This window comes from Hylemonella gracilis ATCC 19624 (assembly GCF_000211835.1).
Classification (GTDB): domain Bacteria; phylum Pseudomonadota; class Gammaproteobacteria; order Burkholderiales; family Burkholderiaceae_C; genus Hylemonella; species Hylemonella gracilis.
Genome location: NZ_AEGR01000055.1, coordinates 12,661 through 24,341 on the forward strand (window position 1 = coordinate 12,661; position 11,681 = coordinate 24,341).

At 65.8% G+C, this 11,681-nt stretch carries 11 protein-coding genes; 6 read left to right on the forward strand and 5 right to left on the reverse strand.

What is annotated here, in order from left to right; genetic code table 11:
- Window positions 1-59: 59 nt before the first annotated feature.
- Both HGR_RS08110 and HGR_RS08115 read left to right on the forward strand, forming a co-directional pair.
- Complete coding sequence (locus tag HGR_RS08110; protein WP_039852953.1) at window positions 60-821, forward strand: SDR family oxidoreductase; 762 nt, start codon at window positions 60-62, stop codon at window positions 819-821.
- A 17-nt stretch (window positions 822-838) separates the two neighbouring features.
- Window positions 839-1,465, forward strand: coding sequence for a MarC family protein (locus HGR_RS08115; RefSeq protein WP_006297714.1), 627 nt, complete (start codon window positions 839-841; stop codon window positions 1,463-1,465).
- A gap of 27 nt (window positions 1,466-1,492) precedes the next feature.
- On the opposite strand, the gene HGR_RS08120 is transcribed toward HGR_RS08115, so the two are convergent.
- The 3 genes from HGR_RS08120 to HGR_RS08130 are packed head-to-tail and all read right to left on the reverse strand — an operon-like array spanning window position 1,493 to window position 4,469.
- Entirely contained in the window at window positions 1,493-2,818 is a 1,326-nt protein-coding gene (locus tag HGR_RS08120) for a TRAP transporter large permease (protein WP_006297715.1), read from the reverse strand.
- The gene (locus HGR_RS08125) at window positions 2,811-3,359 is read right to left on the reverse strand and encodes a TRAP transporter small permease subunit (RefSeq protein WP_006297716.1); all 549 of its coding nucleotides are present in this window, start codon (window positions 3,357-3,359) and stop codon (window positions 2,811-2,813) included. The genes HGR_RS08120 and HGR_RS08125 overlap by 8 nt, the downstream gene beginning before the upstream one ends.
- 15 nt (window positions 3,360-3,374) lie before the next feature.
- Complete coding sequence (locus tag HGR_RS08130) at window positions 3,375-4,469, reverse strand: TRAP transporter substrate-binding protein (protein WP_006297717.1); 1,095 nt, start codon at window positions 4,467-4,469, stop codon at window positions 3,375-3,377.
- Between the two features lie 164 nt (window positions 4,470-4,633).
- Between HGR_RS08130 and HGR_RS08135 the strand changes: the two genes are divergently transcribed.
- The 3 genes from HGR_RS08135 (at window position 4,634) to HGR_RS08145 (ending at window position 7,729) form a co-directional block, all read left to right on the forward strand.
- The gene (locus HGR_RS08135) at window positions 4,634-5,563 is read left to right on the forward strand and encodes an RNA polymerase sigma-70 factor (protein ID WP_006297718.1); all 930 of its coding nucleotides are present in this window, start codon (window positions 4,634-4,636) and stop codon (window positions 5,561-5,563) included.
- Window positions 5,564-5,612: 49 nt separating this feature from the next.
- Window positions 5,613-6,092 carry a carboxymuconolactone decarboxylase family protein gene (locus HGR_RS08140; protein ID WP_006297719.1) on the forward strand — a complete coding sequence of 160 codons (480 nt, stop codon included), beginning with the start codon at window positions 5,613-5,615 and terminating at the stop codon, window positions 6,090-6,092.
- A 113-nt stretch (window positions 6,093-6,205) separates the two neighbouring features.
- On the forward strand, window positions 6,206-7,729 hold the full coding sequence (locus tag HGR_RS08145) for a DASS family sodium-coupled anion symporter (RefSeq protein WP_006297720.1): 1,524 nt from the start codon (window positions 6,206-6,208) through the stop codon (window positions 7,727-7,729).
- 27 nt (window positions 7,730-7,756) lie between these two features.
- Here the strand turns inward: HGR_RS08145 and HGR_RS08150 are convergent, their stop codons facing one another.
- Window positions 7,757-8,716 carry a LysR family transcriptional regulator gene (locus HGR_RS08150; protein ID WP_039852975.1) on the reverse strand — a complete coding sequence of 320 codons (960 nt, stop codon included), beginning with the start codon at window positions 8,714-8,716 and terminating at the stop codon, window positions 7,757-7,759.
- Window positions 8,717-8,840: 124 nt separating this feature from the next.
- Between HGR_RS08150 and HGR_RS08155 the strand changes: the two genes are divergently transcribed.
- Entirely contained in the window at window positions 8,841-10,361 is a 1,521-nt protein-coding gene (locus HGR_RS08155) for a CoA-acylating methylmalonate-semialdehyde dehydrogenase (RefSeq protein WP_006297722.1), read from the forward strand.
- A gap of 118 nt (window positions 10,362-10,479) precedes the next feature.
- Here the strand turns inward: HGR_RS08155 and HGR_RS08160 are convergent, their stop codons facing one another.
- Window positions 10,480-11,529: an amidohydrolase family protein gene (locus HGR_RS08160; RefSeq protein WP_006297723.1), complete on the reverse strand. Its 1,050-nt coding sequence runs from the start codon at window positions 11,527-11,529 to the stop codon at window positions 10,480-10,482.
- Between the last annotated feature and the right edge of the window lie 152 nt (window positions 11,530-11,681).

The following is an 11,681-nucleotide window of genomic DNA, read 5'->3' on the forward strand; positions in this document are numbered from 1 at the left end:
TAGAAGGTCTGACCACGGCAATGGTATCTTGTCGCCCTCGCAGATGCAGGGGGCTCCACGTGACACAAATATTGCTGGTGACGGGCGGCGGGCGCGGCATTGGCGCCGCGACGGCCTTGCTGGCCGGACAGCGCGGCTATGCCGTGGCCGTGAACTACACGTCCGACGCGACGTCGGCGACCGCCGTCGTTGAGCGCATCCGCGCCGGTGGCGGACAAGCTTTGGCCGTGCAGGCCGATGTGTCCGACGAAGCCCAGGTGTTGGCCATGTACGCCCGCGTCGACCGCGAACTGGGCCCGCTCACGGCCCTGGTGAACAACGCGGGCGTGGTGGACAGCACTCAGCGGCTTGCCGAACAAAGCCTGGCGCGTTGGCAACGCATGTTCGCCATCAATGTGTTTGGTACCTTGCTTTGCTCGCGCGAGGCTGTCAAACGCATGAGCACGAAACATGGCGGCCAATACGGCGGAGGCCAAGGCGGCGCCATCGTCAACCTCAGCAGCGTGGCGGCGCAACTCGGCGGAGCCGGCCAGTACGTGGACTACGCGGCGGCCAAGGGCGCGGTGGACTCGTTCACCCGTGGCCTGGCGCGCGAGGTGGCGACCGAGGGCATCCGCGTCAACGCGGTGCGCCCCGGCGTCATCGAGACCGACATCCACGCCAGCGGCGGCCAGCCGGACCGTGCCCAGCGCATGGCGGGCATGATTCCCATGCAACGGCCCGGCACGGCCCAGGAGATCGCCCAGGCCATCCTCTGGCTGCTTTCAAACGGAGCCAGCTACGCCACCAGCGCCGTGCTCGACGTTTCGGGAGGTCGCTGACACCAGCGCGCAACACCATGGATTTCAAAGCCCTCATCACCCTGCTGGCCGTGGTCAACCCGCTGTCGGCCCTGCCCTTTTTCATCCACTACACCGAGGGCTACACCAAGGAGCAGCGCCGCCGCACCATCATGATCGCGGCGCGCACGGTCTTCATCGTGATCGCGGCCAGCGCCCTGCTGGGCTTGCACTTGCTGGCCTTCTTCGGAATTTCACTGGCCAGCTTCCAGGTCGGCGGCGGCATGCTGCTGCTGACCTCGGCGCTGTCCATGCTCAACGCCCAGCCGGCGGAGGCGCGCTCGAACGCCAGTGAGATCGAGGACTCGGCCGCGCGCGCCAGCATCGCCGTGGTGCCGCTGACGATCCCGCTGCTCACGGGCCCGGCCACCATGTCGACCGTGGTGATCTACGCCGACAAGGCCCACACGGTGCTGCAGCACGCCACGCTGATCTTCTACGGCGCCGTGGTCGCCCTGGCCGTGCTGCTGTGTTTCACGCTGGCCGAGCGCATCGCCCGCCGCCTGGGCAAAACCGGCATCAACGTGATGACCCGCTTGATGGGTCTGGTGCTGGCCGCCATCGCCGTGGAGATCATGTCCGACGGCCTGGTGCAGTTGTTTCCGGCGCTGGCCGGACGCTCATGAGAACGTCCGGTCGCGTACGGTAGGCGCTCACCAACCGATCGCCTTGGGCAACCAGAGCGCGATCTGCGGATAGAAGAAGACCAAGGCCAGCGTGATCGCCTGCATCGCGATGAAGGGCACCACGCCCTTGTAGATGTCCTTGATCGTCACCTCGGGCGGCGCCACGCCCTTGAGGTAGAAGAGCGCCCAGCCGAAAGGCGGCGTCAGGAAGGACGACTGCAGGTTGACCGTGATCAACATGGCCAGCCAGACTGGGTCCACGCCCTGGGACAGCAGCACCGGCATGAAGAGCGGCACGGCGATGTAGCTGATCTCGATCCATTCGATGAAGAAGCCGAGCACGAAGATCAGCGCCATCATGAACCAGATGTCGCTGTTCACGCCACCGGGCAGCAACTCGAACAGGTCGGAGATCAGGTCCTCGCCGTGCAGGCCGCGGAAGGCCAGCGCGAAGACCTGCGCCGTCATCAGGATGAGCATCATCATCGCCGTGATCTTGCTGGTCTCCAGCGCCACCGCCTTGAGCATCTTCAGCGTGAGGCGCCGCGCCCCGGCCGCGATCAGCACGGCGCCCACCGCGCCCATGGACGCCGCTTCCGTCGGCGCGGCGATGCCCCCGACGATGGAGCCCAGCACCGCCACCACCAGCAAGATGGGCGGCACCACGACCTTCCAGAAGCGTTTCCACAGCTCACCCCGCGAGACGGCGTCGCGCTCTTCCTGTGGAATGGGCGGCATCAGCGCGGGGTTCATCCAGCCACGCACCAGCAGGTAGATGATGTACACCGCCGCCAGCAGCATGCCCGGCCCCACGGCCGCCGCGAACAGGGTGCCGACCGAGAGCTGCATGATGTCCGACAGCAGGATCAGGATCAGGCTGGGCGGGATGATTTGCCCCAGCGTGCCCGAGGCGCAGATCGCGCCGGCGGCGATGCTCTTGTCGTAGCCGCGCTTGATCAGGGTGGGCAGCGTCAGCAAGCCCAGCGTGATGACGGTGGCGCCCACGATGCCCGTGGTCGCGCCCATGAGCACGCCGAAGAGGATGATGCCCACGCCCATGCCGCCGCGCACGCCACCGGCGATGTGGCCCATCACGTCGAGCAGGTCGTCGGCGAGGCGCGATTTTTCCAGCATCACGCCCATGAAGACGAAGAGCGGGATCGACATCCACTGGTACCCCGCCACCACGCCGTAAAAACGCGCGGGCAGCAGGGCGAACAGGCCATCGCCGAAACCCAGGTAGCCGAAGACGAAGCCCGTCACGGCCAAGGTCGTGGCCACGGGTACGCCAATCATCAGCAGGATGAAGAAGCCAGCCAGCATCAGCAAGGCATAGGTCTGCGGTTCAAACATGGCCGCCCTCCCCCATCCCGTTCGTGCCACCGCTCACGGCCTCTTGACGCTGATGGAACAGCCGCAGCAGGGCCCCCACCGATTGCAAGGCAACCAGCGCATAGCCCAGTGGTATCAGCGACTTGATGGCCCAGCGCCAGGGGATGCCCCCCGGATCGGGCGAGGTTTCGTTGATGCTCCAGGACTGCGCGACATACGCGATCGACAGCTTGATGAAAAGCAGGGACACGACCAGCATCAACAGCACCGAGACCACATCGACCACGAATTTCGCCCGCGGCGAATAACCGGCATAGAACAGGTCAACCCGCACGTTGTCGCCGCGCTGCAAGGCATAGCTCATGCCCAGCAGTATCAGCGCCGCCAGCAAGTGCCACTCCAGTTCCTGCGCCCAGACGGAGCCGAAGCTGAACAGGTAGCGCAGCGCGACGTTGGTCGCGACCAGTCCGATCATGAGCAGCGTCACCCAGAGCGTGACACGCCCGATGAAATCGGTCCACGCCTCGATGGCGCCCATCAAGGCGACCTTTGCTTTTTTCACGCACACCGCTCCTGGTCAGCCACGGATCTTGGTGTGGTACTGCTCTTCGCTGACCTCCACCCAGCGGTCGTACTTGGCCTTGAAGGCGAAGTAGGAGTCGTGCACCTTCTTGACCAGCGGGTCCTTGGCCACGGCCTCGGCCAGCACCTTCTCGGTCTCGACGCGCAGGGCCTTGATCACCGGGTCGGGCAGAGGCTTGGCGATGACCTTCTGGTTCTTGACCAGGTCTTCCATGGCCTCGGAGTTGGCCTTCTGGCACCAGCCTTCGCTGATGACGTTGCAGGCCGCCGAGGCGTTCTGCACGATGGCCTGCAGGTCCTTGGGCAGCTTGTCCCAGGCGGCCTTGTTGATCAGCAACTCGGACACCGTCGACGATTCGTGCCAGCCCGTGGTGTAGTAGTACTTGGCGGCTTTTTGCAAGCCCAGACGCCGGTCCTGGTAAGGGCCGACGAACTCGGCCGCGTCGATCACGCCGCGCTCCAGCGCGGGGAAGATCTCACCCCCCGGCAGCACCTTCACGTCCACGCCCAGGTTGGCGTAGACCTTGCCGGCCAGGCCGGGGATGCGCATTTTCAAGCCCTTGAAGTCGGCGACGGTGTTGATCTCCTTCTTGAACCATCCCGTCATCTGCACGCCGGTGTTGCCGCAAGGCATGGCCACCATGCCGAAGGGCGCGTAGACCTCGTTCCACAGGTCGATGCCGCCGCCGTCATAGAGCCAGCCGTTCATGCCCTGAAAGTTCATGCCGAAGGGCACGGCCGTGAAGTACTGGGCCGCGAAGGTCTTGCCCGTCCAGAAGTAGCTGTTGGCGTGGTTCATTTCCACCGTGCCCGCGCGCACGGCGTCGAAACCCTCGAAGGCCGGAATGAGTTCTCCCGCACCGAAAACCTGGATGTTCAGGCGCCCGCCCGACATCTCGCGGATGCGCTTGGCCAAGTCGGTCGCGCTCCCCGGGCCGTCCATGTAGAAGGGCGCGCCCTTGGCATAGGCGCTGGTCATCTTCCAGTTGAAGGACTGCTGGGCCTTGGCGACCATGGGGAAAGCCAGCGTGCCGGCCGCGGCGGCGCCCGTGACACTCTTGGAGACGAAGGAACGACGGTCCAGTTTCATGGGGATACTCCAGTGCAATGGGTTGAAAGAGACGAAGGAATGCAATTCAGGAAATGCTTACTTGCATGCAAGGCGCATGCCCGATTCAGCATGCCCATCGCCCCGCATCCCGCCCGTTCCCGCAAAGCTGTCACAAATCGTTAGCCTCGCCCGTCTAGAGCCTCATGGACGACACCACCCGCTTTTTCAATCGCCTGCGCCCCCGCTTGCAAGCCATCGCCTACCGCATGCTCGGCACCGTGGCCGAAGCCGAGGAGCTGGTGCAAGACGTGTGGCTGCGCTGGCATGAGGCCGAGACCGACTCGCTCGACAGCGCGGAAGCCTGGCTGGTCACGGTGACCACGCGCCTGGCCATCGACCGCCTGCGCACAGCCAAGGTGCAGCGCGCGCACTACACCGGCTTCTGGCTGCCCGAACCGCAACTGACCGCGTCCATCACCCCCGAAGACGGACCCGCCAGCCCCGAGGAATTGCTGGAACGCGCCGACGACATTTCCATGGCCTTCCTCGCGCTGCTGGAGCGCCTGGCGCCCGAAGCCCGCGCCGCTTTTCTGCTGCGCGAGGTCTTCGACGCCGACTACGCCGACGTCGCACAGGCTCTGGGCAAGAGCGAAGCCGCCTGTCGGCAAATCGTGTCGCGCGCCAAAGCGCAACTCAAAGACGGCCGGGTGCGCCAGGCCGTCTCGCCCGACACGCACTACAAGTTGCTCAGCGGTTTTGCCGAGGCCGCGCGATGCGGTGACTTCGCCACCCTGCAGGCGCTGCTGGCCGACGACGTCGAGCTGATCGGTGATGGCGGCGGCAAAGTGCCGAGCTTTGGCAAGGTGTTGACTGGCGGCGTGCGCATCGCTCAGCTCTACTGGGCCATCTGGCTGCGCGGGCAGAAGGGCGAACTGTCAATACACATGGAACTGGCCCATATCAACGGTCAGTGGGGCCTGCTGCGCTTCATCGACGGGCAACTCGAATCCGCGCAGAGCATCGAAAGCGATGGCGAGCGCATCACACGCATCCATGCGCAGCGCAACCCGGACAAGCTGCAACGCCTGGCCGAAGCCTGGGCTGTCACAAAAGCGGGAGGCAACGCGTCTTGAGGGGTGAATGCATCACTTTCATTCAACCCTCAATACGGAGTACCTCACCATGAGCCAACGCCTCGACTGCGCCCAACAAGCGCCCGAACTGTTCAAGAAGTACCTGGACTTCAGCCTCGCGCTGAAAAAAGGCAGCCTGGAACCCGGCCTGCAGCACCTCGTCACCCTGCGCGCCTCTCAGCTCAACGGCTGCGCCTTTTGCGTGGACATGCACGTCAAGGAAGCGCGTCTCCACGGCGAGCGCGAATTGCGCCTGCACCACGTCGCCATCTGGCATGAATCGCCGCTGTTCTCCGCGCGCGAGCGCGCCGCCCTGGCCTGGACCGAAGTGCTCACGCGCCTGCCGGCCCAAGGCGTGAGCGAGGCCGACTACCAGGCCGTGCGCGCCGAGTTCAACGAACAGGAAACGGCCGACCTGAGTTTCGCCATCGTCGGCATCAACGGCTGGAACCGCCTGTGCATTGGTTTCGCCGCCGTGCCGGGTTCGCAGGACAAAGCCTACGGCCTGGACAAGGCGGGTCTGGCCTGAGGGAAAGCCCTCTGAGCCGGCGCCCGTCGCCACGGCACCTGCGTTGATCCAGGTCAAAGCGCCCGCCCGCGCAGGCCCTAGCATGGTTGTTCATCCACGATGGAGGAGACGCCATGGTCACGAGCCCACCCGCCGGTTCCGCCCCGGCCCGCGAACCGGTCCACGTCATCGGGCTGCTGACCGCGCTGATCGGCCTGGCCCTGGTTCTGCTGCTGCCCCGCCCCGCGGGCTTGCCGGTGGCGGGACAGATCATGCTGGGCTTGCTGCTGTTCTCGGTCATCCTCTGGATGACCGAGGCCGTGGACTACGCCATCAGCGCGGTGCTGATCACGGCGCTGATGGCCTTTTTACTCGGCCTGGCGCCGAACGCGGCCAAGCCGGAGGCCGTGCTCGGCACCACCGCCGCGCTGACCCTGGCCCTCAGTGGTTTCGCCAACACGGCGCTGGCGCTGGTGGGCGCGGCCTGCTTCATCTCGGCGGCCATGACGCTGACCGGCCTGGACAAGCGCATCGCGCTCTTCATCCTCTCCCTGGTCGGCGCGCGCACCAAACGCGTGGTGGTTGGCGCCATCCTGGTCGGCATCGTGTTGTCCTTCCTCGTGCCCTCGACCACCGCCCGCGTGGCCTGCCTGGTGCCCATCGTCATGGGCATCATCCTGGCCTTCGGCGTGGACAAACGCTCCCGCTTCGCGGGCCTGCTGATGATCGCCACGGCGCAAGCCGCCTCGATCTGGAACGTGGGCGTCAAGACCGCCGCCGCGCAGAACATGGTGGCCATCGGCTTCATCGAGAAGGCCTTTGGCCAGACCATCACCTGGCTGGACTGGCTGATCGCCGCCGCGCCCTGGTCCATTGGGATGTCCATCGCACTGTACTTCGTGATGACGCGCATGATGCCGCCCGAGACCGAGGAGATCGCAGGCGGCAAGGACACCATCCGACAGGCCCTGCGCGCGCTGGGGCCGATGACGGGCGCCGAATGGCGCTTGCTCCTCATCATGCTGACCCTGCTGGGCTTGTGGTCGACGGAGAAAGTGCTGCACCCCTTCGACACGTCCAGCACCACCATCGCGGCCATTGCATTGATGTTCACGCCAGGCATCGGTGTGATGGGCTGGAAGCAGGCGCAATCGAAGATTCCCTGGGGCACCATCGTGCTCTTCGGCACGGGCATTAGCCTGGGCACGGCGCTGCTGCAGACCCAGGCCGCCGCCTGGCTGGCCCACCTCATCGTGGCGCATCTGGGCCTGGCTGGTGCCTCGGCCTTCATGATCCTGGCCCTGCTCTCGCTCTTCCTGATCGTAGTGCACCTGGGTTTCGCCAGCGCCACCGCCCTGGCCTCGGCCATGGTCCCCATCATGATCAGCGTGCTGCAACAGATCGCGGGTGACCAGAGTTCAGTGTCAGGGGCCGCACCGCTGAACCTGATCGGCATGACCCTGCTGCTGCAGTTCGTGGTGAGCTTCGGCTTCATCCTGCCCGTCAACGCACCGCAGAACATGGTGGCCTACGGCACCGACACCTTCAGCGCCAAGGACTTCGTGCGCACGGGCCTGGTACTGACGGTGATCGGCTACGGGCTGGTGTTGCTGCTGGGCGCGACGTATTGGTCTTGGATGGGGTATCTGTCGCACTGAGGCCGCGGGACATCGACCGATCAAACGTTAGGCGACAGGCAGCGCAAACCCTGTCCCAAGCGCCTGCCGAAGATGATCCACCAGGCACTGCACCGCGCGCGGCGGCTGCGGTGACCAGGGACGGATGGCGTAGATGCGTTCGCCGAAAAAATCTCGCGGTAGCCAGGCAGGCAGTACGCGCCGCAGTTGCCCCGCAGCCAAGGCCTCGGCCGCACTGAAGTCCGGCAGCAGGGCGATGCCCAGGCCGCCCAGCGCGGCTTCGCGCAGCACCTCACTGTTATTCGCCTTGAGCGGGCCACCCACGGCAACCGCCACGCGCTCGACATCCGAATCGGCGACGCGCCGGCCCGTGCTTTTCTCGAAGGCCCAGCTCTGACCCGCCGCGCCGCGCAGGTACAGCAGACACTGGTGGCGCGCCAGCTCGGCGGGATGCTTGGGCTCGCCCGCGCGCGCCAGGTAGTCGGGGCTGGCCACCAGCACCGAGCGCGTGTCGCACAGCACCGTGGCCACTTGGGTGTCAGGCGCCGCCTGGGCGTGGCGGATGGCGAGGTCGAAGCCTTCCTGCGCCAGATTGACGAAACGGTCGCTCAGGTCCAGCTCGATGCGAATCTCAGGCCAAGCCCGGGCAAAGGCCGGCAAGGTGGGCGCGATGTGCTGCCGCCCCAGGGCCACGGGCGCGCTCACGCGCACCAGACCGCGCGGCGCGCCTGCCAGGTCCTTGGCGCTGGCCACGCCCTGTTCGATGCGCGCGAAGGCCGCGCCGATGTCGTCCACCAGCTGCTGCCCCGCCGCCGTCAGGCCCACGGCGCGCGTGGTGCGGCGCACCAAGGGCAGGCCCAGGCTGCGTTCCAGCTCGGCGATGCGCATGCTGGCCGAGGCCTTGGACACGCCCAGGCGCCGCGCCGCCTGGGTGTAGCTGCGGGTCTGGGCCAGCACGGTCAGCAGGTGCAGGTCCGCGTAGGCCAGGGTGGGGGTGTCGGTGCTCATGGCGCCATTGTTCATCGAAATGAACAATGTGGTCAGCTGACTGGCCTTCTCAAGCGCCCCCGCGCGGCCTAGACTGCGCCGCATTCATCATCCACCAACCTCGGTTTGCCACGGAGGCCCCGCCATGAACGCTCGCACCCTCGCCCCCATCGGGCACCACATCGCCGGCCAGATCCGGCCCGGCGCCTCCGGCCGCCAACAGGACGTGACCAACCCGGCCACGGGCGCGGTCACCGGCCAGGTGGCGCTGGCCTCGAGCGCCGAGGTCGATGCCGCCGTGGCCGCCGCGCAGGCCGCCTTTCCGGCCTGGGCCGACACCTCGCCGCTGCGCCGCGCGCGCATCTTGTTCAAGTTCCTCGAACTGCTGAACCAACACCGCGACGAACTCGCGCGCCTGATCACCGCCGAGCACGGCAAGGTGTTCACCGACGCGCAGGGCGAGGTGACGCGCGGCATCGAGATCGTGGAGTTCGCCACCGGCATCCCGCAGCTGCTCAAGGGCGACTACACCGAGCAGGTCTCGACCGGCATGGACAACTGGACGATGCGCCAGCCCCTGGGCGTCGTGGCCGGCATCACGCCTTTCAACTTCCCCGTGATGGTGCCGATGTGGATGTTCCCCGTCGCCATCGCCTGCGGCAACACCTTCGTGCTCAAGCCCAGCCCGCTGGACCCCAGCCCCAGCCTGCGCATGGCCGAGCTGCTGAAGCAGGCCGGCCTGCCCGACGGCGTGTTCAACGTGGTGCAGGGCGACAAGGGCGCGGTGGACGCACTGCTGGCCCACCCCGACTTGAAGGCCGTGAGCTTCGTCGGCTCCACGCCGGTGGCCAACAGCATCTATGAAACCGGTGCGCGCCACGGCAAGCGTGTGCAGGCGCTCGGCGGCGCGAAGAACCACATGGTCGTGATGCCCGATGCCGACTTGGACCAAGCGGTCGATGGCCTGATCGGCGCGGCTTATGGCTCCGCCGGTGAACGCTGCATGGCGATCTCGGTCGCCGTGCTGGTGGGCGACGTGGCCGAGAAGATCATGCCCAAGCTGGTCGAACGCACGAAGGCACTGAAAGTGTTGGATGGCATGAACCTCGCCGCCGAAATGGGGCCCATCGTCACCGAGGCAGCAAGACTACGCATCACCGGCTACATCGAGCACGGTGCGAAGGAAGGCGCGAAGCTGCTGGTGGACGGGCGCGGTTTCGCGGGTGCGAAGGCGGGGGCGGGCTGCGAGCAAGGCTTCTGGCTCGGCGGCACGCTGTTCGACCATGTGACGCCCGAGATGAAGATCTACAAGGAAGAAATCTTCGGCCCCGTGCTCTCCTGCGTGCGCGTGCCCGATTTCGCCAGCGCGGTGCAGCTCATCAATGACCACGAGTTCGGCAACGGCGTCTCCTGCTACACGCGTGACGGCAACGCCGCCCGCGAGTTCGCGCGCCGCATCCAGGTCGGCATGGTGGGCATCAACGTGCCCATTCCCGTGCCGATGGCCTGGCACGGCTTTGGCGGCTGGAAGAAGAGTCTGTTCGGTGACATGCACGCCTACGGCGAGGAAGGCGTGCGCTTCTACACCAAGCAAAAGAGCGTGATGCAGCGCTGGCCCGAGAGCATCGGCAAGGGCGCGGAGTTCGCCATGCCGACGAGCAAGTAAGACGTCGGCGCAACGGCCCTCGGCAGCAGCCGCGCGAGGCACGCTGTCGCCTGGACGTGGAACTCGGTGTGGGTCCGAGGAAAAACTCGGCGCGCAACGTCAGAGTCGGCTCACCGCCTCAAGCGAATTCCTCACCAAACAGCAAGCGCCAGGCGTTGCGCCACGCGACCTGATGCCGCGCATCCTCGGGCAACTGCCCCAGGAAACGCCGGTGTTTGGCATCGTATTCGTTGATGCGATGCATGCGGTCCTGACCCAAGTCGAGCGCGGAAAGGAAGCGCCGAGGATGCGCGACGATCAAATCGCGCCATTCTTTCTTGAGCGTGTCGCCATTCCAGATGCGCGAGTGCTTTTGCCCGCTCGGCGGATACGTCGAGGCACCGTCGCCGAACGCCGTGTCGAAGCACAACTGGGGAAAGCGCTGGATCAGCCCTTCCACGTAGCTGGGTGAATAACGCGTGGCACGCTCAAGGTAGCGAACCTGCGCGAGATGGCACCACACCACCCGGGCGTGGGGATACTGTTCCAGCATCTTTTCGAGCACGGGGAGCAAGGCGTCCTCGATCTCGTAGTGGATCTGGAAGGGCAGCCCGGTGGCCTCGCTCAGACGGAACAAACGATGGCCCGCCGGTCCGTCCAAGGGGATGTCGACGTCACGCTCTTCGGCGTCACGCTTGGCTTGCCGGGGTGAGGGGTAGTGGCGAAATTCGTATTCGCCCAGCAGCAGGATCTGCCCCTCGCGTGCCGCTTGCTCCTGCGCATCCAGGAATTCGTCGGGCGCGTCCGTCAGCGCGGGCGGCTGACCGCCATTGCCGATGGGAATGAAGCGGTCCGGAAAACTCGCCAGCAGTCGCTTTGAGAGGTCATCGTAGCGAACGCCTTCCGCAAACCGGTTCTTGCCGATGTCCGCGGACAGCGCCATCAAGCCGATGTTCAACTCATCCATCGCCTTGGCGATGGCCTGCACATCGATCTTCGTGGAATTGCAAGAGCTTTCGATGTCGATGTAAGGCAACGCCCCGCTTGCGAGCATCCTCTTCATGCGCAGCGCGTAGCCCGCTTTCAAGGACTGCCCATCCGGTTGCGCGGTCTGCCCCATCGCGAGCTGTGGCAAACCCACCGCCACCGGGAGCGCACCGAAGTTCTTGATGAAGCGACGCCGGTTCATGGGAACGCGGGGCGTTGGGCACATGTTTGGCAAACAGCTGCTGGCCTCTCCTGGCTCATGACGGTCAAGTGCAGTGCGTATGATCCCGTTCATTCTAGGCATGCACGGCCTGAGCAAGCCCCGCCCATGAGCGAACCCCATCGTGTTGCCGA